Source organism: Pseudochrobactrum mosebachae, from assembly GCF_048914685.1.
Taxonomy (GTDB): Bacteria; Pseudomonadota; Alphaproteobacteria; order Rhizobiales; family Rhizobiaceae; genus Pseudochrobactrum.
Window position 1 is genome coordinate 24,259 of record NZ_CP128409.1, and the last position, 25,296, is coordinate 49,554.

Annotated in this window: 19 protein-coding genes; 10 read left to right on the top strand and 9 right to left on the bottom strand. The window is 49.6% G+C overall.

Going from position 1 to position 25,296, the window contains the following annotated elements:
• Positions 1 to 202 precede the first annotated feature (202 nt).
• Both MP213Fo_RS14645 and MP213Fo_RS14650 read left to right on the top strand, forming a co-directional pair.
• The gene (locus MP213Fo_RS14645; protein ID WP_421091269.1) at positions 203 to 631 is read left to right on the top strand and encodes an Lrp/AsnC family transcriptional regulator; all 429 of its coding nucleotides are present in this window, start codon (positions 203 to 205) and stop codon (positions 629 to 631) included.
• Positions 632 to 984: 353 nt separating this feature from the next.
• Positions 985 to 1,131: a DUF1127 domain-containing protein gene (locus tag MP213Fo_RS14650; protein ID WP_421091270.1), complete on the top strand. Its 147-nt coding sequence runs from the start codon at positions 985 to 987 to the stop codon at positions 1,129 to 1,131.
• 371 nt (positions 1,132 to 1,502) lie between these two features.
• On the opposite strand, the gene MP213Fo_RS14655 is transcribed toward MP213Fo_RS14650, so the two are convergent.
• The 4 genes from MP213Fo_RS14655 to dsbD all read right to left on the bottom strand — a co-directional run bounded on the left by MP213Fo_RS14655 (position 1,503) and on the right by dsbD (position 5,376).
• Positions 1,503 to 1,940, bottom strand: coding sequence for a DsrE family protein (locus tag MP213Fo_RS14655; protein WP_421091271.1), 438 nt, complete (start codon positions 1,938 to 1,940; stop codon positions 1,503 to 1,505).
• A 7-nt stretch (positions 1,941 to 1,947) separates the two neighbouring features.
• Positions 1,948 to 2,613 carry a L,D-transpeptidase gene (locus MP213Fo_RS14660; protein WP_421091272.1) on the bottom strand — a complete coding sequence of 222 codons (666 nt, stop codon included), beginning with the start codon at positions 2,611 to 2,613 and terminating at the stop codon, positions 1,948 to 1,950.
• A gap of 135 nt (positions 2,614 to 2,748) precedes the next feature.
• Positions 2,749 to 3,393 (bottom strand): DsbA family protein, encoded by a 645-nt coding sequence (locus tag MP213Fo_RS14665; RefSeq protein ID WP_421091273.1) that lies wholly within the window; start codon positions 3,391 to 3,393, stop codon positions 2,749 to 2,751.
• A gap of 45 nt (positions 3,394 to 3,438) precedes the next feature.
• Positions 3,439 to 5,376, bottom strand: coding sequence for a protein-disulfide reductase DsbD (dsbD, locus tag MP213Fo_RS14670; RefSeq protein ID WP_421091274.1), 1,938 nt, complete (start codon positions 5,374 to 5,376; stop codon positions 3,439 to 3,441).
• Between the two features lie 220 nt (positions 5,377 to 5,596).
• Between dsbD and MP213Fo_RS14675 the strand changes: the two genes are divergently transcribed.
• From MP213Fo_RS14675 to MP213Fo_RS14685, 3 genes are all read left to right on the top strand, one after another.
• Positions 5,597 to 6,259, top strand: a complete 663-nt coding sequence (locus MP213Fo_RS14675; RefSeq protein ID WP_421091275.1) for a response regulator — start codon at positions 5,597 to 5,599, stop codon at positions 6,257 to 6,259.
• The gene (locus MP213Fo_RS14680) at positions 6,256 to 7,596 is read left to right on the top strand and encodes an ATP-binding protein (protein WP_421091276.1); all 1,341 of its coding nucleotides are present in this window, start codon (positions 6,256 to 6,258) and stop codon (positions 7,594 to 7,596) included. The genes MP213Fo_RS14675 and MP213Fo_RS14680 overlap by 4 nt, the downstream gene beginning before the upstream one ends.
• 120 nt (positions 7,597 to 7,716) lie before the next feature.
• The gene (locus tag MP213Fo_RS14685) at positions 7,717 to 8,964 is read left to right on the top strand and encodes an O-antigen ligase family protein (protein ID WP_421091277.1); all 1,248 of its coding nucleotides are present in this window, start codon (positions 7,717 to 7,719) and stop codon (positions 8,962 to 8,964) included.
• A 98-nt stretch (positions 8,965 to 9,062) separates the two neighbouring features.
• Here the strand turns inward: MP213Fo_RS14685 and MP213Fo_RS14690 are convergent, their stop codons facing one another.
• Together MP213Fo_RS14690 and MP213Fo_RS14695 are read right to left on the bottom strand one after the other, a co-directional pair.
• Positions 9,063 to 12,428 (bottom strand): autotransporter outer membrane beta-barrel domain-containing protein, encoded by a 3,366-nt coding sequence (locus MP213Fo_RS14690; protein ID WP_421091278.1) that lies wholly within the window; start codon positions 12,426 to 12,428, stop codon positions 9,063 to 9,065.
• A 349-nt stretch (positions 12,429 to 12,777) separates the two neighbouring features.
• Positions 12,778 to 13,005, bottom strand: coding sequence for a hypothetical protein (locus tag MP213Fo_RS14695; protein WP_421091279.1), 228 nt, complete (start codon positions 13,003 to 13,005; stop codon positions 12,778 to 12,780).
• Between the two features lie 81 nt (positions 13,006 to 13,086).
• Here MP213Fo_RS14695 and deoC point away from each other — a divergent pair, with 81 nt between their 5' ends.
• Both deoC and MP213Fo_RS14705 read left to right on the top strand, forming a co-directional pair.
• A complete protein-coding gene (deoC, locus tag MP213Fo_RS14700; RefSeq protein ID WP_421091280.1) occupies positions 13,087 to 14,046 on the top strand; it encodes a deoxyribose-phosphate aldolase in 960 nt (319 codons plus the stop codon).
• Between the two features lie 10 nt (positions 14,047 to 14,056).
• Positions 14,057 to 16,459, top strand: coding sequence for an aldehyde dehydrogenase family protein (locus MP213Fo_RS14705; protein ID WP_421091281.1), 2,403 nt, complete (start codon positions 14,057 to 14,059; stop codon positions 16,457 to 16,459).
• Between the two features lie 172 nt (positions 16,460 to 16,631).
• Here the strand turns inward: MP213Fo_RS14705 and MP213Fo_RS14710 are convergent, their stop codons facing one another.
• The 3 genes from MP213Fo_RS14710 to MP213Fo_RS14720 form a co-directional block, all read right to left on the bottom strand.
• Complete coding sequence (locus MP213Fo_RS14710; RefSeq protein ID WP_421091282.1) at positions 16,632 to 18,182, bottom strand: acetolactate synthase large subunit; 1,551 nt, start codon at positions 18,180 to 18,182, stop codon at positions 16,632 to 16,634.
• A 224-nt stretch (positions 18,183 to 18,406) separates the two neighbouring features.
• Entirely contained in the window at positions 18,407 to 19,690 is a 1,284-nt protein-coding gene (locus MP213Fo_RS14715) for a solute carrier family 23 protein (protein WP_421091283.1), read from the bottom strand.
• Between the two features lie 222 nt (positions 19,691 to 19,912).
• Positions 19,913 to 21,283 (bottom strand): aspartate aminotransferase family protein, encoded by a 1,371-nt coding sequence (locus MP213Fo_RS14720; protein ID WP_421091284.1) that lies wholly within the window; start codon positions 21,281 to 21,283, stop codon positions 19,913 to 19,915.
• Between the two features lie 343 nt (positions 21,284 to 21,626).
• Here MP213Fo_RS14720 and MP213Fo_RS14725 point away from each other — a divergent pair, with 343 nt between their 5' ends.
• The 3 genes from MP213Fo_RS14725 to MP213Fo_RS14735 all read left to right on the top strand — a co-directional run bounded on the left by MP213Fo_RS14725 (position 21,627) and on the right by MP213Fo_RS14735 (position 25,294).
• Positions 21,627 to 22,316 (top strand): GntR family transcriptional regulator, encoded by a 690-nt coding sequence (locus tag MP213Fo_RS14725; protein WP_421091285.1) that lies wholly within the window; start codon positions 21,627 to 21,629, stop codon positions 22,314 to 22,316.
• A gap of 215 nt (positions 22,317 to 22,531) precedes the next feature.
• On the top strand, positions 22,532 to 23,995 hold the full coding sequence (locus tag MP213Fo_RS14730) for an efflux transporter outer membrane subunit (RefSeq protein WP_421091286.1): 1,464 nt from the start codon (positions 22,532 to 22,534) through the stop codon (positions 23,993 to 23,995).
• Positions 23,996 to 24,064: 69 nt separating this feature from the next.
• Positions 24,065 to 25,294 (top strand): efflux RND transporter periplasmic adaptor subunit, encoded by a 1,230-nt coding sequence (locus tag MP213Fo_RS14735; protein WP_421091287.1) that lies wholly within the window; start codon positions 24,065 to 24,067, stop codon positions 25,292 to 25,294.
• The last annotated feature ends 2 nt before the right edge of the window (positions 25,295 to 25,296 follow it).

Consider the following 25,296-nt stretch of genomic DNA (forward strand, 5'->3'; position numbering starts at 1 on the left):
TTATCTACACTGAGAACTAAAGCACGCAGCAATACAGCTATCGCAATATAGTCCTTTAATAATACTTCATTATTTATCGGAGGCTTTGATTCACGACCAAGAAATGATGGCATAGAGTCGCAGAAATTTCGTCAAAAAGAAGTATCTAAAATGACGGAATGACGCTATATATTTACGCATAATGACGATTTTGGGGATCAATATGACGACGAAAGCTGACATGGCATTAATTGCCCTCTTACGCGAGAATGCCCGCGCCTCAACTGCAACACTAGCAAGACGCCTCGGCGTATCACGCACCACTGTGCAGAGCCGGATTGACCGGTTGGAAAAACGCGGCACAATTACCGGCTATACCGTCAAATTATCCTCTGAACATGAGAGCCATCTGGTGCGTGCCCATGTCTTGGTAACAGCACTGCCGAAATTCGCTGCAAAAGTGGAAGTCGGCCTCAATACCATGATGGCAGTGCGCTGCGTTCATTCAATCAGCGGCAATTTCGATATGATTGTGATTGTTGAAGCGCCGTCTATCGGCGAACTCGATAGTGTACTGGATCAGATCGGCGCGCTGGAAGGTGTTGAACGCACCATGTCGTCGATTATTCTGTCTACTAAGATTGACCGCTAAAGCGGGTTGGTAAAGATTGACCGCTAAAGCGAGCCCGTAAAGCTTGACCGCTAAATCCGCTCAGAAAAACGGTTACTAAACCGAGACTTCAGCACCCCGTCGCCATGCACAATAGCAGACCACAGCACATATGCATGGATCAGTGCCTGATTGTGGCCGCTATCAGGTGCAAACAGAGCGATTTGATCCCATTTTTGATTTGAAATGATGATTATGGCTATTTGGTGCTTCACGGCGCTCTATGCCAGCCTGAATAAGCAACTCAGCTATGCAAATTTGTCTCTGCTCATTTTAAACGTAGCGGGCTATATATGGGTCAACAAACAACAACATAAAAATTCTAGGTGAGAAACATGAACCTGATCCGCTCTTACAGCAACTGGCGCCGTTACCGCAGCACAGTAAATGAACTGAACCGCCTTTCAACACGCGAACTGAATGATCTCGGCATCCTGCCTGCAGAAATTCCGTTTGTAGCCCGCAAGGCAGCGCAGCGCTAAAAATTCCAAGCGTGTCACGCTTAACACATTAGTTTGACGCGCTGTAAAGACCAAAATTAATGCATGCCTCTCAGAGCCGATTTTCAATTTGACCGGCATGCTGACCAGATATCAAACCTGAGCCTCCCTCCTCCCTCCCAACTCAGGTTTGATTGAAGACCGGTACCTTCCCTCCCAACCGGTCATTCATTGTAACGCCCGATGCTCCTCCCAGCGTCGGGCGTTTACTTTTTCTGCCAACAGATTTTGATCGAAAAAGCCGCCGGATGCGATCATCAGGCGGCTTTTTTATCGTGCACTAGAGCGGGCAACGATCAGGTTGGATCACAGTTCTCGCTCTAGACTTTAGCTTTTTCGCATTGTCATATCTATCAAAGATGAATATAGGCAAAACCCTGCATTTGCAGCCAAGCCAGCTCTGCAACACCGCTTGGCACCAGATCGCTCTCTTCCACACCATAGAGTGAGCGCCAGTCGATATTGCGGGCGCGCAATGTGTTGGCACAAACCAAAAACCGCACATCTTGCTGCCGTAGCGTATCGAGCCGCGCCTTCAACTGCTCATCGGTCTGTGCAATGCCAAACAGATCAACGCCTGCCGCATGGCAAACCACAGTCATGGAAAAACCATTACCTGTACTGCGCGCATAGCGCGGGTCGGTAAGCGCCTGTATATGGTTGGTCAAAGATGTCAAAAGCGCTGCCGTATATGTCTTATTATCCGGCAGGCCACCATTATTATGATAGACGACCCGCAGACTATGCGGATCGTTGCCACCATTCTTCTCTTGCGGGTCAGTCATCATCATTACCTCGTTACAGCACCACGACTTTTGAGCCGTCAGCAATACGGGTGTAGAGATCGATCACATCCTGATTCATCATCCGGATACAACCGGACGACATGGCCTGACCAATTGTCCATGGTTCATTGGTGCCGTGGATACGATATAATGTATCGCGGCCATCTTTAAACAGATAGAATGCACGGGCGCCAAGCGGGTTTTTCTCGCCCCCTTCCATACCACCAGCCAATGGTTGGTACAGCTCCGGATTACGCTTGATCATATCGGGGGTTGGCGTCCAACGCGGCCACTGCCGTTTATAGGCAATATTGGCCGAGCCGGTAAATTCAAGCCCTGCTTTACCCACACCCACGCCGTAACGCAGTGCTTTACCGCCTTCCTGCACCAGATACAGATATTTATTATGCGGATCGATCACCACCGTACCCGGATGCTCCGTCGTCGGATAATCTACCAACTGGCGCATATATTGCGGTTTCAAATGCTTGAGAGCAACTGCCGGAACATTGAATTTCTCATCATCGATCGCAGCATAGCGCTGGGCATCAGCCGGATTGATTTTAGGTTTCAGGTCATCGGCCGGGCGTTGAGCCGTTGTGGTACAAGCCGCCAAGGCCATAGGAAGCAGCAGCGCAGCCGCAAGGCTGCGATAAGGTCGTTTGGTAAAAAATCGCATTGTAACTTTTCTTCATTACAAGAGAAGGATGCGCTGCAGCTTCATCAAAGCGGGAAAGTCTGATGCGGAGCACTGCGAACACGTGAAATTTCAGCCATTATTATAACTGACCCGCCGCTAAAATAAATAATTAACTTATTTTGCTGATTTTTCACGTGCACGGGCGTCCGCTACCGCCATTTTAAAACCCTCATAATCAAGCGCCATCGCGCGGAAAGGCCCGATCAGGTGGGTTGGTGTGCCCTCAATGCCGATTGACTCTGCCTGTGACATTACCCGCTTTAACTGGCTGGTGATCTTGTCATTGTTTTTATTCAGATCTGCTTGCAGACGCTTCATGTCAATACCGGACGCTTTAACCGCATCCAGCATTTGTTTTTGAGACACACGCCCACCCGGAATAGCCATCAGAGCCTTATGAACCAGCTCATATTTGCCCTGATAATTGGCCGCCAGTGCCAGTTGCGAACCATAGACGGATGATTCCGTTAAAATCGGCCACTCTTTATAGACCAGTCGGATATTGCCATCTTCTTTGACGATTTTTTGTAAGGCCGCGCCCGACTTCTTACAAAACGGGCAATTATAGTCGCCAAACACCACAATTGTCAGATCGCCTTTAAGATTACCGCCCACCGGAGCTTCCGGATCATTCAGGATGCCATTCACATCAACATCCTGTGCAGCGGCTTGCGAAAAACCACCCAGCACGATTGCAGGGCTCAGAACAAGGCCGGCGGCCAGAACAGATGAATAAGTCAGAAAGTCACGGCGTTGCATATGGTTCTCCCGCTATGCTGTATGGATGAAAGTGCTGCTCTGCGGTTAAAGGCCGAGAGCCCGCAGCCGGTCATCGAGTTTTTGTGAGGTGAGTTCACCGATAATACGATTTTTGCTTTGCTCGGTACCGGTTGATGCCTCAAGAAACATCAACGTTGGCGGGCCCACAACATTGAAGCGCTGCATCAGCTCGCGGCTATGTTCGGTATAATCGGTAATATCGGCTTTAATGGTAGTGAGATTGCCCAAACGGTCAGCAAATTCCGGTTTATGCAAAATTTTATCATTGGTTTTGCAAATAGTGCACCAGTCAGCGGTAAAATCCACCAGAACAGGCTTTCCGCTTGCCAATGCTGTCTTGAGCGCCTGATCATATTCCGATGAGGTTTTGACGGTAATCGCCGGTGCGGCCGCAGATATCTGGCTTGCCATCATAGACTGTGATGTACCTGCCTGAAGAAATCCGAGCGGACGCCACGGATCACTGGCACCGCCGGCAAAACCGACCAGCAGCAATGTACCATAGATCAGCGCCACAACACCGGTGGTCTTCTCAACCCGCATCATCGCAGTGCTGCTGGTTGGAAGCTTATCGAAAACCCCGAGAAACACACTGCCTGCCAATGCGCAGACTGCCAGCACCAGCATGGCATTTTCATCTGAGAGCAGGCGCAGAATCATCACGACCGCCAGACCCAGAAACACAATGCCGAAAATCTGGTTGATATGTTTGAGCCACGGGCCGGATTTTGGCAGAAATTTAGCGCCAAATGTACCAAAAATTATTAACGGCACGCCCATGCCCAAGCCCAGTGCAAACAGCGCAGACGCACCGCGCAGAGCATCACCGGTTTTAGCCACATAGAGCAACGCGGCAGCAAGCGGCGGTGTGACACAAGGACCAACAATCAGCGCTGAGCCGAAGCCGAGCAGCAACGCACCGGTAATCGCACCGCCATTGCCACCCGATGTATGGCGGTTAAAATAACTGGTCCATGCAGCCGGTAGTTTCAGCTCGTAATAACCGAACATCGAAAAAGCCAGCAGTACAAAAATCAGCGCCATAAAGCCGAGCGCATAGGGCGTTTGTAATGCTGCCTGCAAATTATAACCGGACCATGATGCCGCAAAGCCGAGTACCGCATAAGCGCCTGCCATAGCAATCACATAGGCTGAAGACAGCACAAAACCACGCCCTGCCGAAAGCTTATCCCCGGAGCGTGCCAGCATGCCGGAGAGGATCGGAATCATCGGGAAAACGCAAGGTGTGAGCGCCAGCAACAAACCAAAGCCAAAAAAAGCAGCCAGCATCAGACCAAGATTGGAACTAAGCACGGCACTGAGATCATCGCTTTGATCTGAGTCTTGGCCAATGGATTGGCCAGCGGGTTGGTTTATGGCTTGGCCAGTGGCTTGGTTTGCACTCTGTGCAACACCGCTGCCCGTCAGTGCTGAACTTTGCGTTTGTGCCGGTTCTGTTGCATCCAGATCAAGCTGCGGTGCCGCAGCGAAATTACCAAAGCCAAGCGCTACTTTTGAAATCTGCAAACTTTGTAAATCGACCGATTTTGTGACCGGCGGATAACAAATGCTGTCTTCTTCACAGCCCTGCCAACGCACCAGCACAGAACCGGTCTTGGGTAAATTATCAACCGACACTCTTGCCAGCGCGCGGTTAAACAGCACTTCCGTACTGCCAAAATTTATATCGTCTTTAATTACACCTTCCGATACATCACTTGCGATCGGTGAACCATCAGGCATTTCAACGGCAATTTTATCCCGATAGATGTAGACATTGGGCGCGACCGTCCATTGCAGTTGCAAACCGTCTTTATTGTCCCGCGAAACATGGAGCTGCATCACCTCTTCAGCCGTACGCATAATCTGCGCCTGCGCTACCGTTACCGGTGCAACAAGAGATGTAGAAAACAAACTGATAAAAGCAAAGCAGAGTAACTGCCGGTAAAATAATCGAAACATCTGAACCTGTTATGCTTACGCACCATCTATCTCAAATCAAATATGGTGCGCTGTGAGAGTGCGCATATACTATCTGGCGACCTTAAGTCAGGCTTAAGGCAGCACAGGCATGATGATACATATATGAAAAGCGTCGATCTGGAAAATCATAGATTTGATATAATCATGGATCATGTGGGCATAAACCGTGTTTTATTGAAACGCGGAACTGGAGACTGAAATGCGTATTCTGGTAGTGGAAGATGATCCGGTGCTCTCGAACGGCCTCAAAGTCGGTCTTGGGTTGGCGGGAGCAACTGTTGATCAGGTCATGACATGTACCGATGCGCTGGCAGCACTTGCCGCCTCCAGTTTTGATGCCGTCGTGCTGGATCTGATGCTGCCGGACGGCTCGGGGCTCGATGTGCTGAAAACTATGCGTACCGGTAAGGATACCACGCCGGTACTACTGCTAACGGCGCTTGACGAAACCTCTGATCGGATTACGGGCCTCGACAGCGGCGCCGATGATTATATGGGCAAGCCTTTTGATCTCGACGAGCTGGCCGCACGGGTGCGTGCCATTGCACGGCGCGGTGCAGGGCGTGCGCAAGCGGTGATGGTTGCCGGAGATGTGGAGCTTGACCCCTCCAATCTCAACGCCATGGTCAAAGGCCAGCGTATTGCGTTGTCACGCCGTGAATTTGCTGTGTTGTCAGCATTAATGGAAAGGCCGGGCATTATTCGCTCAAAAAGCGATATTGAGGCCAGACTCTACGGCTGGCAGGAAGAGATTGAGAGTAACACTGTCGAAGTACATGTACATAATCTGCGCAACAAAATCGGCAAAGAAACTATTGAAACCGTGCGTGGCGTTGGCTATCGCATGCGGGTAACAACATGACCTCGCTGCGTAAAAGATTGTTTGTTATTCTGGTTGCCGCCACCGGTATCATCTGGGCTTCTGCGGTAGTCTGGACCTATTTTAACAGCCATAACCAGCTGGAAAAAGTTTTTGACACCCGCCTGCAGGAAGCGGCACGCATGGTGCATTCCTTGCTCGGCAACACACCGGCTATGAGCACAGCCAGAGCAATCAGTCTGCCACATGAGCATGGTAATTATGGCCGTTATCTCTCATGCCAGATTTGGTCGCTTGACGGGCAACTGGTTGGCAGCTCGACCGCTGCTCCTGATATTAAAATGAGCGGTAATACAACCGGCTTTTCAAATGAACTCGTCGATGGTGAGCTCTGGCGGGTTTATGCTATTGTCGATGAAACCAAAGCCGTACGCATTATTGTTGCCGACAGGCTGGGGCTACGCGACCGTTTGGTGAGTGATCTGGTTAAAGGGCTGATTGCCCCGATTATTCTGATTTTGCCGCTGCTCGGACTGTTGATATGGGTGAGCCTTGGGCGGGGTTTGCGCCCTTTACACGGATTTGCCGGTACTGTGCGGCAAAAGGGTGCCGATGATATGCGCCCGTTGCAAACCACCGATATTCCTTCTGAAGTTAAACCACTCGCTGATGCACTCAATGGCTTGTTCGATAAGGTAGAAGCTGCACGGCGCCACGAGCGCGAGGTCACCGCTTTTGCTGCACATGAATTGCGCACGCCACTTGCCGGTCTCAAAACACAGGCGCAGATTGCACTGGCGGCCGCTGATCCCGCAATCAGAGAAGGCGCATTGCAACAAATTCTGTTTTCAGTGGATCGCACCACTCGTCTGGTTCGCCAGTTGTTGGCGCTCGCCAAGCTCGATGCTGATGCCACCCCGCTTAGTTTGGAAACCGTTAATCTCGGTCAAATGGTTGAAGAGATCATTGCCCATAATCCGGTGGCCGGCGTAAAGCTCAACAATAAAATCGATCCTGCGCTTTACGATAGCCTGATTGAAACCGACCGCAATACGCTGACCCTGATCTTACGAAACCTGTATGAAAACGCCACGCATTACTCGCCCGAAGGTGCGGCGATCGACTGGCAACCGCTCGTAACGACTGATGGTACAACCGGATTATTGCTACAGGATAGCGGTGCAGGGGTTGCAGAAGACGAAATTGCGCTGCTCACCACCCGTTTTTACCGTGGCAGCAATAAGAGCCAGACGGGCACCGGCCTCGGACTGACAATTGTTGATATCGCCGCCAAACGCATCGGTGTTGCTTTCAGCCTGCGCAATCGCAGCGATCGCAAGGGTCTACAGGCACAATTGCGCTGGCCAAAAGCGAGCTGAGCGCAGCGCATACAAAATATAAAGATATTGCATTTAAATAAAGCGGAGGGACATTGGCCGGCCAATAAACGGCTTAAAGGCCAAATGCATGGTAAAATATGCAGAAAATCGGGGGACACAGTGAACAATACAGGCAAAACAATCCTGTTTATCCTGATTTTTATGCTGTTCTGGGTGACAGTCACACCATTTATGGATTTACGCGACCCTTCTGTTTTGCTTGCCCAAGAACAGGGTAACTCCCTGCAGCAAATTATTTCTTTGTTACTGTTTTTTATTTCAGGCATCTACCTGCTGGCAAACCGTGAAATTGCAGTAAAAATGCTGTCGCCATGGCTGATTGCAGTTTTAGCATGGCAATTTTTAACTGTGTTAGCCTCGGAATATTCCGACATAGCCTTTCGACGTTACGTGTTCAGCATGACAGTCACAGTAACAACAATGGCATGGGTGTTATTGCCACTCAATGCACAGCATTTTCAGCGGATGATCAAATATCTCAGCCTTTTTGTTCTGCTGCTATCCTATTTCGGGGTGATATTCATGCCCGGCGTTTCCATTCACAACAGCGCAGAAGTGCTGGAGCTGGTAAATGCCGGTTCATGGCGCGGTCATTTCTCGCATAAAAACATCGCCGGCCCTGCCATGATTGTTCTTATCATCTATAATTTGTATCTATTGCGCAAAGAAGATATATGGCTGCCATTATTCAATATTATTCTGGCAACAATATTTTTATTTTACTCAAATAATAAAACCTCAATCGGTCTGATCATTGTTGCGCTGTTAATTGCACAGGCAGTGCGTTACAGCCGTTTTCTTACGCTCAAACTGCTGGTTTTTCTCGTACCCGTGGTACTGATGGCAGTTTTAACCGTCGGCACAGTCTTAAATTCTGATATCAAAGATTTTGTGAGCAGCCTTATCACTGACCCGAGTTTCACCGGACGTACCGAAGTCTGGGTGTTCGTACTGGAGCAAATGCGCGCTCATCCATGGATTGGCAATGGTTTTGATAGCTTCTGGGGGATGTCCAACCTGGTGAATGGCGGTTACGAGATTGAAACTTGGGCGGCAACAGCCGGACATGCCCATAATGGCTATCTCAATCTTATCATGACAACCGGCATGATCGGCACTGGTCTGTTTATGGTCTGGATGCTGTTTTGTCCATTATTGGACTATCACCGCAGCCAGAAAACCGGCAATGATCCGGCGCTGGCTCTGATGTATTTGCGGATTTGGGTTTTCATGATGCTCTATGCAAATCTGGAATCACCATTTTTTACGCCGCGCGGACAAGTCTGGTTCTCACTGCTGGCGGCAGTGCTGGCGCTACGTTTGCATGCCCGCGTAAAGGTGCAGTAACTTGTACGCATTGTAAATGAAAGCATCTGTATAAATGCCCCAAGATTTTAAAATCCAAAGTGACAGATGAACTGTATTATATCAGATGCTTTCTCTATTCAAAACGCGACTTTAAAGCCTGCCGTTCCGTTAATGCTGTAGCTGTCAGCAAAATTGGACAGGCTGGTATTGAGTGAAACCTCGCCATAGATCGAATATTTATCATTCGCCCAGTTATAACTGCCACCAGTGCCAATGCCACCCCATATACGGTCGTTTTTGCTGGCAAAACTCACACCTGAAACAGTGACATCCGTACCATCGAGAAACTCATGATAGAAATTGGCAATGGCGTAAACATTCGTGCGTGTTTTTTTGCCATCAGAGCTAAGCGAGGTATTTTGGTAATCTGCTGAAACTCCAAGACGTGCTCTCAAACTATCCGCCTTCACAAGTGAAATGTTAGCATTTCCTGCGCTGAACACTGTTGTAAAACTACCAAAGTCAACCGATGCATAGGTAAGCTGCGCCTGCGGTGTCAGAACCCAGTTCTGGGTCAGATCAAAATGTTGGCCAGTTTCAGCACTGAAAACATAACCGAATGCATCATTGCCATTGGCCAGAGCTTGATTAGCATCGTGTGAAAAAAGGTCACTCTTATACCACGTCGCCTGCGCCTGTCCGTCGACATAGAAACCATTCTGGCCATACCATGTCAGTGTGCTGCCAAAGCCATAACCATTCATGTCAATTTTACCATGGCCAAATACTGAACTTACATCAGCTGTTGCAGTGCTGTAGTGAACAGTAATGCCGCCGATCAGTTTCCCGCCGGCGCTTTCATAAAGCAGCCCGTCCAGTCCCGCCTGCATCTTCCAAATATCAATATTGTAATCGGTTGAGCTGGTTGAGGCTTTGGGTAAAAATTTTGAATGAGCCGCTTCAACACGCCCCCATATGGCCGGTACAGTCTCACTAGTTTCGCTTTGACCGTTCAACTGAGCATTAGTAGTACCATTCCAATAGCGGTTTCCGACACGTTGCTGCAAGGTAGAAACGCTATTCAGGTGTAGCAACACGCTCGCATAGGCTTCATAAACAGGAGCGGCAGGATTATAGAGTGGCGAGCCCGGTTCATTAGGTTCCGTAGGCTCTGTAGGCGTTGTTGGCATGTCTTTAAGTGTAGAGCGCAAATACCAATCGCCGTCCTTTGGATCACTCATGCTATTGTGATAGAGCCTGTAGGCATAAGCCCCGCTGATAACAGCCTGATCACCATCAAGCACATAATCGCCCCGCAAAGAAAACACGCCGTCAGATGTACCGCCAACCTGAATGATTTTTATGCCTTCAGTCGTCACACCACCGCTTGATTTGATGTTTCTTACAATTAGATTTGTAGATCCAGAAGTATCACCCTTAATAATCAAACGATCTGTATCGGATGCATCATCCGCCAAAACGGCATTAAAAATGATAGTCCCATTATTACCAGTGTAGTCACCGGTAACGGTGAGAACAGCGCCCACTCTACTCCCCTCGCCGCCCAAGCGCACCGTGCCAGCATGTGCGAGTGCAGCAATTGTCTGGTTATTTCCTGCAAGGTCAAGTATGCCGTCACTTGCAACTGAATGAGCGGAGCTAGCACTCAACACATTCTCACCGCCAGCAGACAGAGTTCCAGCATCAATTACTGTTTGTCCAGCGTAAGTATTCACGCCTGTTAGCAGAGTTGTGCCTGCACCCAGCTGATGGACTTCGCCGCTGCCAGAAATCATGCCTGCAAATATAAGCTTGTCAGCCCTATTAAAAGCCAGCGCACCACTATTCGCCACATTCCCCGTAATGCTACCTGAAGAACCACCATCACCTAACTGCAAAATACCGCCGCTGATCGTGGTTCCGCCGGTATAGCTATTATCTGCGGTCAGAACAGTCGTTCCGGTACCCGCCTGGTTCAAAGACCCGTCACCACTCACCGTGCCGGCAATTGTCAACCTATTGTTACGGTTGACGTTCAGCACACCATTGTTGGTGATGTTGCCTTTGACAGAACCAGATGCCCCGCCATTACCCAGCTGTAAACTGCCACCGGTGATGATTGTGCCGCCAGTATAGCTATTATCTGCAGTCAGGATCAATGTGCCTGCACTGGTTTTTGTCAAGCTTCCAGTATTGTCAATAATAGAGTTGATGGTGAGCGTTTTATTGGCAACCGTATCCAGAGTCCCGCCTGCATTTATCAGGCTGATGTTGCGGTCCATAGCAAAACTATCAGTGGTTTGCAGTGTGCCGCCATTTAAGGTCAGTCCGCCTGAAACATCACCCAGACTGCCGTCAGCGGCGGTTGATAATGTGCCGCCGCTCAAGACCCACGGTGTCACTGCATCAGTTGTATCAATCAGCGTCCATGTGCTAGCGCCGGTCTTTTCAAAATTACCAAAACCCCGATATTGAGCAATATCACCAATATCAGTCACATCAAACGTGCCGTTATCAGCGCCGCCAAGAATAAATCTATCTGCAGAGCTGAAAGCTTGAACATTTCCATCAATAATGGATGAGCCCCAAATCTCCAGTAAGTTGGTGCCGCCCGTAAAGGTAATTGCATCCGCTATGCTGCCGGCAGATGTATTGCCGCCGCTAATCGCGCCTGCGTTCACCACAGATACATTCGCACCTTTAATGCCCGCACCGCCCTTGGATGCTTCAACACCAAAATTAGCAATGTTTGTGCCATTTGTTCCGAAGGCACCGCCAGTAATAGAAGCGCCTGCATGATTGATGACAGTACCGCCATTGGTGAACAGGACACCTTCACCCCCACTGCCACCAGCAGCACTGTGCAAAACAACACGCGCATTTCCGCCTACTCCGCCAAGCAACGCGCCCTCATTCATTAAAGTTCCTGCACCAATAAATACAACGGCCGCTGCACCACCGCCGCCGCCGCCAAAACCAGTGCCATTTCCGCCGCCACCGCCGGTTACACTTCCATGAGAGTTCACAATCACATTAGCGGAGCTGAAAATTCCAACGCCGCCGCCGCCGCCGCCAGAAGATGCGCCGCCAGAACCACCTTTTCCACCAATTATAATGCCTGTGCCGCTTACTGTAACATCCTGATTAGTGCTGACTGCTGCGCTACCGCCAGCACCACCAATACCATTTCCGCCATTTTCTCCATCACCACCATTTAATCCCGCATCTATCTGATTAAAACCGCCGTGATCACCTTCTCTGGTGGCTGCATCAGGAGCATTGCTGACGGTTCCTTTTATTTTTTGCCGACCACCTGCTCCACCATGACCAGTCGTAAGATCAACACCACCACCACCACCACCAGATGTTATGCCATCAAAAAAGCCATCTTGCCCTCGCGCAACGTCCGCTGTTCCATCAACACCACCTATACCGCCATTTGAATAAGGAGGAGCACCGGCTCCAACAGTGTTGACAATCCCGCTACCGCCGCTGGCAGCCAAAACTGGGTCCGATATTACAAAGCGAAATATGGTAGTCAGCACCACAACTAAAAATGAAGCATATTTGCTTATCCGGTTTTTCACTGTAAAAACATTGCCATCATTAAGAGCGTAGTATTCTCTCATGTAACATTACCCTTAATTTGAATAAATATTCAAAAATAAATATAAATAATTAAAAGCGCAGCAAATATAAAAATATTAATACTTAGTTTACAATAATAATGATGACTGGTCTTTCAAAGAATTGATTTTTTGATTTAAAAATTCAAATAAAATATCGTCAACTTAAAATAACAATATAAAATCAATTACACATACATTTATTAATAATAACTGCTTTATATTATTAATTTAATCTATCCGTATCACTGTATTTTATAATAAAAATGGCCAGATACTCATTAATATAGCAAAACCAAATAATGTTAAGCTGATGATTTACGTAGCTCGCACGCAGCTCTCCGTATGGCACTGCAAGTGTATATTTTAAAATATTTTGTAATAGCACAGGAGAGAAGCATATATTTGGTGCCAGTGATGTGCCGCCAACACCTATAATAACAGCAATAAGCATATTAATTTGCTTTAACCACTATCCATATTTTACAAATGATCGACACTCATACGCGGCAGACAATGACAAACGGACACAAAAATGATCACAGCGCATTCCCGAAACAGCGGTACAGCCCTGCAACCAGACTGGTTTGACGATATCAGCGTTAACCGCTCAGCGCTTGAACGGCGGGCGGCCACCCTGCCCGCCCGACGCTCGGTCAAAAAGATTTATCAGGCAGCATGGCAAATCCGCGCCGTTGAGTGCATCGATCTGACAACTCTTGCCGGCGATGATACCGAGGGTCGTGTGCGCCGCCTATGTGCCAAAGCTAAACAGCCGATCCGGCAGGATATTCTCGAAGGATTGGGGCTTGGCGATTACAATCTGACCACCGGTGCGGTTTGCGTATACCCGACCATGGTACCCCATGCGGTTAAGGCGCTGCAAGGCACCACTATTCCCGTTGCCTCTGTGGCGACCGGTTTTCCTGCGGGTCTGACCCCTTTAAACATCAGGCTGCAAGAAATCCGCTATGCAGTAGGTGAAGGTGCGCGTGAGATTGATATTGTGATCACCCGCGAGCATGTTTTGACCCAGAACTGGCAAGCGCTTTATGATGAAATTGCAGTGATGCGCGAAACCTGTGGCGAAGCGCATATGAAAGCCATTCTTGCGACCGGTGATTTGCAAACGCTGACCAATGTTTACAAGGCTTCCATGATTGCTTGTCAGGCGGGGGCGGATTTTATCAAAACCTCAACCGGCAAAGAAGATGTGAATGCAACCTTGCCGGTCAGCCTGACCATGATACGTGCATTGCGCGATTATGGGGAGCGCTCCGGCCAGAGTGTCGGCTTTAAACCGGCAGGTGGTTTGCGTACCGCTAAAGAAGCACTCGTATGGCTCTCAATGATGAAAGAAGAGCTGGGCGCAGATTGGCTCAAGCCTGATCTGTTTCGCATCGGCGCCTCATCAATGCTTGGCGATATTGAACGACAATTAGAGCATTTTGTGACCGGCCGCTATGCCAGCGCTTCACGTCATGCGGCAGCATAAGGGTAGTATAATGGTACAGATCAAGGATATTCTCGACACGATGGAATATGGTCCCTCCCCTGAAGCCAATGGCGATGTTTTACTATGGTTGAAAAATCAGCACCAAGGTTTTGGTCATTTTATCAATGGTCAGTTTACCGATACTGCTGAGCATGAACTGATTGGCGTTCACAATCCGGCAACCGGTGAGCAACTGGCGCAGATTGTTAAAGGTACTGAAGCCGATATTGATGCGGCGGTGCAAGCTGCCCGGGCAGCCTTTGCACCATGGTCAAAGCTTACCGGCCATCAGCGCGCCAAATATCTCTATGCGATTGCCCGCCATATCCAGAAGCGCGAGCGCTTTTTTTCGGTGCTGGAAAGCATGGATAATGGCAAACCGATCCGTGAAAGCCGCGATATTGATGTGCCGCTGGCGGTGCGCCATTTTTATCATCATGCCGGTTGGGCCGAGATGGTCGAAGACGAGTTTCAGGGCTTTTCACCGGTTGGCGTTTGCGGACAGGTGATCCCGTGGAATTTTCCGCTGTTAATGCTGGCATGGAAAATTGCACCCGCACTTGCTGCCGGTAATACGGTGGTACTCAAGCCCGCTGATCTTACCCCGCTTACCGCAATTGCTTTTGCGCAAATTTGCCATGAAATCGGCCTGCCTGCAGGTGTGGTCAATATCGTGCATGGCGATGGCGAAACCGGCGCTATGATTTGTGGCCATGAGGATGTCGACAAGGTTGCCTTTACCGGCTCAACCAATGTCGGCAGGATTATACGCGCGCAAATTGCCGGTTCGGGTAAGAAATTGTCACTCGAACTTGGCGGTAAATCACCGTTCATCGTGTTCGAAGATGCTGATCTCGACAGCGCGGTTGAAGGTGTGGTTGATGCCATCTGGTTCAATCAGGGCGAGGTTTGCTGCGCTGGCTCACACCTGTTGGTACAGGAAGGTATTGCCGAACGCTTTTATGCCAAATTGCGCAAGCGTATGGAAACACTGCGCATTGGTGACCCGCTCGATAAATCCACTGATATTGGTGCCATTGTTTCTGAAACACAGGTTAAACGTATCAAAGCGCTGATCGCCAAAGGCGTTGAAGAAGGCGGCACGCTGTGGCAGGCGCCTGCTGCTTTACCTGCCAGCGGTAATTATATTGCACCGGGCTTTTTCACCGATGTGGATCAGGCATCAACCGTTTGTCAGGTCGAGATTTTTGGGCCCGTTGCGGCGGCAACCACATTTCGCACCCCTGCAGAGGCGGTAGCACTGGCCAATAACACAGCCTATGGCTTGGCGGCATCAATCTGGTCTGAAAATATCAATACCGCGCTAGATATTGCAGCCGGTGTCAAAGCTGGCGTGGTGTGGATTAACTGCACCAATATGCTGGATGCCGGCGCCGGTTTCGGCGGCTATCGCGAGAGCGGATTTGGCCGTGAAGGCGCCCGTGAAGGGCTCTATGAATATTTGGTCAGTGATTGGGAAAAAGCCCTGCCACTTACGGAAAATGACACATTCAAAATCTCGGCACTGCCTGCGGCAGATCAGATCATCAAACCCGCCACTTCCGCCAATATTGACCGCACAATGAAGAATTATATCGGAGGCAAGCAGGCGCGTCCTGATGGTGGTGCAAGCTATTCAGTGTTTGGCAAAGATAATCAGGTGATTGGTGAAGCCGGTATCGGCAGTAGCAAAGATATCCGCAATGCGGTTGAGGCGGCAGCAAAAGCCTCTGCATGGGGCAGCGCAACCGCGCATAACCGTGCACAGATACTGTATTATCTGGCTGAAAATCTCGACTATCGCCGTGCGGAATTTGTTGAACTGCTGGTGCAAAGCACCGGTACTTCGCTGAAAAAGGCCGAGGAAGAATTTGACGCCTGCACGCGGAGGATTTTCTACTATGCTGCGCAGGCAGACAAGTTTGACGGAGCAGTGCATGCAACCAAATCCCGCCATGTCACGCTGGCAATGAATGAGCCATGGGGTACAGTCGGTGTTATCTGCTCCGATGAAATGCCACTACTGTCATTTGTATCTCTGGTCTTGCCGCTGATTGCTATGGGCAACCGTGTTGTGGCGGTTCCTTCAACCCGTCATCCGTTGCTTGCCGGCCTGTTTTATCAGTTGCTGGAAACATCGGATGTTCCGGCAGGTGTGATCAATATTGTGACCGGTGAGCGGGATGTGCTCGCCAAAACGCTGGCAGACCATGATGATGTTGCAGCACTTTGGTATTCCGGCTCCGCTGCCGGCAGTACCATGGTTGAAAAAGCCTCAACCGGCAATCTCAAAGCCACATGGGTCAATAATGGCCGCCAGCGCAACTGGCTGGATAAAACACAAGGACAAGGGCGCGATTATCTGCGCCGTGCCGTGCAGGTTAAAAATATCTGGGTGCCATACGGCGCCTAGAGCATTTCACTATCAAGTTGAATCAACTTGATAGATATGACAATGCGATAAAACGAGAATCTAGAGCGAGCGCTGTGATCCAATCGGGACGTAATCCGCTCTAGACAGCAAAACACCCCTGCCTTGTGAAAGCAGGGGTGTAAACTGTGCAGATGATTTAAGCGTAGCCGGATTAAATCATGGCTTCGATCAGAAACGGGCCTTTGCGTTTGCTGGCAGCAATAAACAGATCGGCAAACTGCTCTGCCGTTGTGGCGCGGGCTGCTTCAACGCCAACGCCCTTGGCAAGGCTCACCCAATCCAGCGTCGGTTCAACCAGATCAAACATACGCTGCGCATTGCGGCCCGGCGCACCGGCACCAACATTTTGCAATTCACCATGCAAAATTGCATAGCGCTGATTGGCAAAAATCACGGTGATAATGTTGAGCTTTTCACGGGCATGTGTCCACAATGCCTGCATTGTATACATACCGCTGCCATCAGCCTGCAGCGCTACCACCTGACGATCCGGGCAGGCAACTGCCGCACCGGTTGCCAATGGCAGACCAATACCAATTGCCCCGCCTGTGAGCTGCAGAAAATCATGTGGCGCTGATGCATGGGTCAATTGAAACATATCACGGCCTGATGTGATTGATTCATCAACAATAATCGCATTTTCAGGCAGCAATGCCGCAATCATCACGCTGATTTTGTCATCATCAAGCTCACCGGTCGGCATAATTTTTTCACCGCGCTGATTAAGCTGCGGCTGCACAGAGGACGGAATATTGAGCTCATCTGCCAATGCCTGCAACGCATAAAGCTGATCGTCAGCCTCGCCTGCATAATCAACAACCACGCAATCGCCAGGCAAAAATGTGCTTGGTTTGCCCGGATAAGCGAAAAAAGCCACCGGAATTTTAGCGCCGAGCAGCACCACTTGTTCAAACTCGGCCAGATCCGCCAGCGCATCATCAACACGGTATAATACGCGATTAATGGCCACGCGCCCTGCTCCGCGCTCAATACGGCCATTGGATTGCTGCGCCTGAATGCGCGCACCGCTCACTTGCGCAATACGGCTGGCAATTTCAAGCGCACCGGCGCGCAGGGCAAGATTGCCTAGCAGGATCAGTGTTCTTTTGCCATTATTCAGTGCTTTTGCAGCCTCACGCACCGCTTCCTGCGTAACTTTGCGACGATCAGGCCGCTGCAATGGCTGCACAATCTGCTGCGGTGCCTCACTCCATGCTGTATCAGCAGGCAAAATCAGCGTGGCAACCTGCCCCGGTGCATTGCAGGCCGCTGCATAAGCCTCAGCTGTATCAGCAGAAATATCATTGGACGATTTCGAAGTTTTTACCCAGCCCGAAACCGGACGTGCCAGCGATTCAATATCACTGGTCAGAGGCGCATCAAATTTAAGATGATAGGTAGCATGATCGCCAACAATATTAACGATCGGAGTTTTAGCACGTTTGGCATTATGCAGATTGGCTACACCATTGCCCAGACCCGAGCCCAGATGCAGCAAAGTTGCAGCCGGTTTATCGGCCATACGGCCATAACCGTCGGCGGCACCGGTAACCACACCTTCAAATAGCCCCAGCACGCAGCGCATCTGCGGCTTGCGATCAAGCGCTGCTACAAAATGCATTTCCGATGTGCCAGGATTGGCAAAGCAAACATCAATACCATGCGCCAGCAATGTGTCGCAAAGGCTATCAGCACCGTTCATATTTCACTCCCATTATGCTCAGGCTCCTTCATCACGGAGTTGTATATTTCCTCAAAAATACAAACCCCAAAGCCTTACCCACGATATACTCAAATTATAGCGGCGGCTGCAACCACTGCGGAAAACTATTCCTGTAAACTTTGCTTTATAGGCGGCTGACTGCGCATAAAAAAGGCTCCGGAAACTTGTTTTCCGGAGCCTTTAAATTTCAGAGATTTTTTGCGTCAGGCTGTGTCGCGGCGACCAATACCAAGCAGCTGATAAAGTACCAGTGCTGCCAGTGTTGAGGTACCGATACCACCCAGAGCAAAATCACCAATATTGATGGTGAAATCACCGGCACCGAAAATCAGCGCCACACCAACCGTGAAGAGATTGCGCGGGTCAGCAAAATCTACTTTATTCACAACCCAGATACGCGCCATGGCTGATGCAATCAGTCCAAACACCGAAACCGCAAGCCCCGCCAGCACCGGTGCCGGAATGGTTTGCAAAATAGCACCGAATTTTGGCGACATGCTCAGCGCCAGAGCCACAACTGCAGCGATCACAAAGATCAGTGTTGAATATACCTTGGTCATCGCCATAACGCCGATATTTTCAGCGTAAGTGGTTACACCGGTACCACCGCCGGAACCGGAAATCATAGTTGCCAGACCATCGGCAAAAAAGCCGCGGCCAATATAACGATCCATATTCTGGCCGGTAATAGAACCAAGAGCTTTAATATGACCAAGATTTTCAGCAACCAGAACAATCGCCACCGGCGCAATCAACGTCATGGCCGGCCAGGTAAATTCAGGCTTAACAAAATGCGGCAGGCCAAACCAAGCCGCCTCACCAACAGCAGCAAAGTTAATGCCAGGCACCAGACCTACGCCGTTGCCGAAAATCAGCACCAGCAAATAGCCGAACACCAAGGCCAGCAACACCGCAACACGGCGCGTGGAGCGCGGCCCGTAGGCAGAGATTACTGCCATACATAATACCGTCAGCAAAGCGATGATAATATGGGCATGCGAGCCCTTCAGCTGGCTAACCGCAACCGGCGCAAGATTAAGCCCGATCGCCACACCGATCGCACCGGTCACTGCCGGTGGCATCAGTTTTTCAACCCAGCCCGTGCCCGCCCCCATAACGATCAGGCCGATCAGTGCATAAACTGCACCACAGGCGATAATACCACCAAGAGCAACACCGATATTCGGATTAGCGCCGCTGCCGGAATAACCGGTTGCAGCAATCACCACCGCGATGAACGCAAAGGAAGAGCCGAGATAGCTTGGAACCCGACCACCGGTGATCAGGAAAAACAGCAAGGTGCCGATACCGGAAAAGAACACCGCAACATTGGGGTCGAAACCCATAATCAACGGCGCCACAATTGTGGAGCCGGACATAGCAAGCAAATGCTGAATACCCATAGGTACAGCAGCAGCAGCAGGCAACCGTTCATCAGGCAATACAATGGCGTTATCAGTTAAACGCCACGTTGGAAAGTAAGCCATAGTGTCCCCCCTGAGTAAAGTACTGTTAACTTCAATACCCTGAGACTATAAAAATTTCCAGCTTCTTGATTCAAACACGGTCAGAATCATAATTTTTGTGTGAATAACAGTAAAAAACTACGAAAAAACACAAGAAATTGGTGTTTCAAAATCGAAAAAAAACGGCGCATGGATACTTGTCCATGCGCCGTATATTTGTCTTATTGAATGTCGTCGTAGAGTTTATTTTTTGATTTCAGCCGAAACATCATCCAGCGCTTTTTCCAAAGCTCCAACCATTTCATCAACCTGCTTTTCATTGATGATAAGCGGCGGGCAGAAAGCGATTGTGTCGAGCATATTACGGCAGATCACACCATGTCTGAGCATGGCAGCATTGCCCATCAGGCCAAGATTACCAGCTTTTTCAAGCGGCTCTTTGGTTTCTTTATTGCCAACCAGTTCAACAGCAGCAATCAGCCCTTCGCCGCGCACTTCACCCACAAGCGGATGACCGGAAAACTCACGCAGACGCTTCTGCATATGCGCGCCGACTTCACGGGCGTTTTCAACCAGATTACGCTCTTCGATAATCTTAATGTTTTCTACCGCGACCGCTGCCGCAACAGGATGTGCACCACCGGTATAACCATGACCGAATGTACCGATACGGTTGCTTTCATCTGCCAGCGGTTCAAACACCTTGTCATTGACCACAAGTGCCGAGATCGGCAGATAAGACGATGACAGCTGCTTGGAGAAAACCATAATATCCGGCTGCATTTTATAGGTTTCGGTACCAAACATATTGCCGGTACGGCCAAAACCGCAGATCACTTCATCAGCAATCAGCAGAATATCATATTTCTTCAATACCGCCTGAATTTTACCCCAATAGCTGGCTGGCGGCACCACAACACCACCGGCACCCATGATCGGCTCACCAATAAATGCTGCAATGGTTTCAGGGCCTTCAGCAAGGATCATCGCTTCAAGATCAGCAGCCATACGGTCAGTGAACTGCTCTTCCGTTTCGCCCGGCAGCGCTTCGCGCCAATAATGCGGGCATGACGTGTGCAAAATACCGGCAATCGGCAGATCAAAAGACATCTGGTTGGCTGGCAGGCCGGTTAAGCTTGCAGCAGCAATCGTTACCCCATGGTAACCGCGCTTGCGGCTGATGATCTTTTTACGCTGCGGCTGCCCCATGGCATTGGCGCGGTACCAGATCATCTTGATCGCAGTATCATTGGCTTCAGAGCCGGAATTGGTGAAAAACGCTTTGCTCATCGGCACAGGCGCCATAGTGACCAGCTTTTCAGCCAGATCAATAGCAGGGCCGTGCGAACGATGACCGAAATTGTGATAATAAGGCAGCTGCTGCATCTGTTTGGTTGCGGCATCAACAAGACGCTGCTCGGAGAACCCTACACCCACACTCCACAGGCCGGCCAAACCTTCAATATAACGTTTGCCGTTATTGTCTTCGACATAGATCCCGTCGCCTTTTTCAAGGATCATCGGACCGATTTCCTGATGGCGGCGCGCATTTGTATAAGAATGCATATGATATTGAATATCGCGTGCTTCAGGTGAATTCGGCTGCTTGTCCATAGTTCCCTACCCTGTTTCCTCCAAAGCGGTCTTTCCCTTTGAACCGGAAACCGCTCTGTCTATTGTCTGATCGCAGATGCTTCCGGAAAACCGGTTTCTAATCTTTCCGAAGCTGCGTTAAACTGATCTTTGGAACACGCAATAACAAAATGCCACCTCAATCTTGATGCATCATGTTTTTAATATAATAGTTTGTCAAGTACGACTCAAAGATCAGAATTTAGTTGCGACAGTCACAATAAACGGCTTAATCAAGAACAGATACCACAGCTATCATGATTTGTTTTCATGATGATGATTTGACATTTTTTCAGCATATACGCATTGCGGGGAACAAACTTGCATGAATGGCATTTCAGAATTACAGACGCTGGAACATCATAATCTCGGCGAAATTGTCTATCGTAAACTATCAGAAGCACTGATGCGCGGACGCTTTGAGCCGAATACCCGCCTGACTATTCGCGAGCTCGCGGCCTCGCTTGGCACCAGTGTTACACCCGTGCGCGATGCCTTGTTGCGGCTTATTCAGGATGAAGCTCTGGTACAGAAAACTCCTCGCGATATCCGCGTGCCGGTGCTTGATCAGGCGCGTTATGAGGAAATCCGCTCTATCCGTGTGCGTCTTGAGGGACTTGCCGCCAAACAGGCTGCAGAACATGCTAACAAGCAGGACATTGCCCGGCTCTGGAAGCTTGTGAAAGACAATGACCAGGCCATGGACAAGGCAATGAAAAATCATGACTGGAGCGATGCTCTGGCGATGAACCATATTTTTCATGCGGCATTGGTTGAGATTGCTGCAATGCCAGTGCTCAACTCCATCGTTAACCGGTTATGGCTGCAAATGGGGCCACTGATTGCCGATGCCTATCAGCATGGCGGCCGCGCAATGATTGATGATCATTACAAGATCGTTGAAGCGATTGAAAATCGTGACCCGAAAGCGGCAGAAGCAGCTGTAGCGCACGATATTTTAACCGCCAGCGATCTGATTATCAGCCGTATTAAATTGCATGCCTCAACAGCTTGATCAGGCTCGTAATAAGCTACAACTTTTAAAGCTGGCGTTAATCCACTGGTTATTACCGGCAAAAATCCAAATAATTATTACAATTCAGTAAGCTTTCTAAAAATATCAATTTCTGACTTTTTTTAATTGGTAAGCTATGACAAGACTGCCGTTCGATTAGTCGTCCGGTACGTTCCAGTGTATATTTGTTTACATTTTAAGGAAGCTGCTCTTTCATGACCGTGTTGTTTATACGTCTGGCAACATTGACCATTACCTTGCCGGCTCTGGCAGCTTGTGTTGCGGTCGGGCCCGATTATCAAACACCGTCAACTTTGTTACCATCACATTGGAGTGCGCAAAAAGCAGCACCTGCAAAGCCAGCACAACTGGCGCAATGGTGGAAACGCTTCAACGACCCGTTGCTCGACACCCTGATCGAGCAGGCTGTGCAAGGCAATAATGATGTGGCCGCAGCAAAAGCCAAAATCCGTGAATCCCGTGCTGCTTATCAACAAGCAGGTGGTACGCTCTATCCTGACCTTTCCGGATCAGGCAGCGCAAAACGTTCCAAAAGCCCCGGCATGGCAGAAAATACCGGTCTCAATTTAGGGTTAAATACCAGTTGGGAACTTGATTTATTCGGCGCCAATCATCGTGCTGTTGAAGCAGCGCGTTACGGGCTGGATGCGGATAAAGAAAATATGCATGCGGTGCTGGTAACCCTGATTGGCGATATTGCAACAAATTATGCTGAGTTGCGCGGCGTTCAGGCACGTATCAGCCTGAACGAACAGATAATTGCCTCGCAGCGCAAAACGGCCGCCCTCACCCGTACAAGGTTTAATGCCGGCGACATATCAGAGGTAGATCTGGCCAATGCAGAAGGGCAGACCAGCACCACAGAGGCCAATATTCCGGATCTTAAAACCGCTTACGCCAAGAGCCTGCATCGTTTGTCGGTTTTAACCGGACAAGCTCCGACAGCTCTTGCGCAGCTTTTAGACAAGCCTAAAGCCATACCAGCTGTGCCCCGGCTGATTACCACCGGAATTCCCGCTGATCTACTCCTGAACCGGCCTGATTTGCGTGTAGCCGAGCGAAATTATGCCCGCTCAACAGCCACTATCGGGGTTAAAGAGGCAGCGCTTTATCCTAGTGTCAGCCTGACCGGCAATATCAGCACCGCCGGTGCGCAAATTGGCGATATGGGCAAAAGCTCAACTATCAGCTGGGGTTTTGGTCCCAGCCTGACTGTGCCATTTTTTAAAGCCGGCCAATTAAATGCTGCTGTAGACGCTGCCAGAGCCAGCCGTGATCAAAGCTTTATAGCCTATCGCAAAGCAATTCTGACCGCATTGGAAGAAGTTGAAAACGCCAGTGTATCGCTTAATCAGCGGCGCATTAAATATGGCAAAGTACAAAAGGCGATCCAATCATACCGAAAATCCGCCAATCTTTCGCGCACATTATATGAAAATGGCTCAACCAGCTTTCTTGATCTTTTGACGTCCGAGCGTTCGCTCTATTCAAATGAAGAAAGCCTACTACAGATTAGGGTCAGCCTGATGCAGGATTATATTAATCTGCAAAAAGCACTTGGCGGCGGCTGGGACGGCACGATTATGACCAATAAGCCGGAAGTGCAGGATGCCTATACGGGCCCACATCTCGTCACCAGCACACCACATCCAAGCTGATATGCAGCAAAGCGCAGGTGAAAGCCTGAACCAGATACAGTGACTATAGGACTGAATGAAGAGGTATAAATGACCGGTAGCTCCATCAAAAAACGCGGTTCACGCAAGAAAAAATGGATCATCTGGGTGCTGTTGTTTGCAGCGCTTGCTACCGTCATTTATTATTATACTGCGGATATTTTCAAAAATGAAGCACCGCAAGTCATGACCTATACAGTCGGAAAAGGGGATATTGAAACTAGTGTACTGGCTACTGGTACGCTGAAGCCCGCTAAACTTGTGGCTGTTGGTGCGCAGGCCTCAGGACGGGTCTTATCTCTGAATGTTACAACAGGACGTCTGGTCAAAAAAGATGATCTGATCGCGCAGATTGACCCGACAACGCAGAACAACGACCTGCGCAAAGCGCAAGCCGAGCTGATCCGCAATCAGGCCGACCGTGAAGACAGAGTAGCGAAACTACTTCTCGCCAACCAGGATATGAAACGGCAGCAGCAGATGATTGCGCGCAATGCCATTTCCAAAGCCGATTATGATAAAGCTGTCAGTGCTGTAAAATCCGCTGAGGCGCAGATTGCCTTAAGCGACGCACAAATTGTAGTTTCTCAAATCGCGGTTGAAACCGCTGAGGCTAATCTCGGCTATACACAAATCCGCGCCCCTATTGACGGCACTATTCTGGCAACCGTTGTGCAAGAAGGCCAAACGGTGAATGCTGTACAATCTGCCCCCACAATTGCCATTATCGGCCAGCTTGATACGATGACGGTTGAGGCAGATATTTCCGAGGCAGATGTCGTTAATGTGCGTGAGGGTCAGGCGCTTTATTTCACCATTCCCGGTCAAAATGACAAGCGCTACACGGCGAAGTTGCAAATTCTGGAACCGGCGCCGCAATCCATTGTCAGCGACAAAAGCTTTGGCGGCAACAGCTCTGCCAGCAGCGGTACCACTGCCTCCGCAATCTATTACAAGGGCATTTTCAACATTGCCAATCCCGATGGGGTTTTAAAAACCTATATGACAGCTGAAATTCATATCATTCTCGGCAATGCTAAAAATGTTTTACTGATCCCCTCTTCCGCACTTACTGACCCAGATGAGGATGGTAAATATACAGTCCGCGTCATGGAAAAGGATGGCAGCATAACCGAAAAACCCGTTGAAACCGGCCTTAATGACAAGGTGATGGTTGAAATTCTCTCAGGCCTCACCGAAGGCGAAAAAATAGTCACCAGTCATACCGGCACAACTAATGATACACCGCGCAATCGCCGCGGTCGCTCCATCAGGTTCTGACG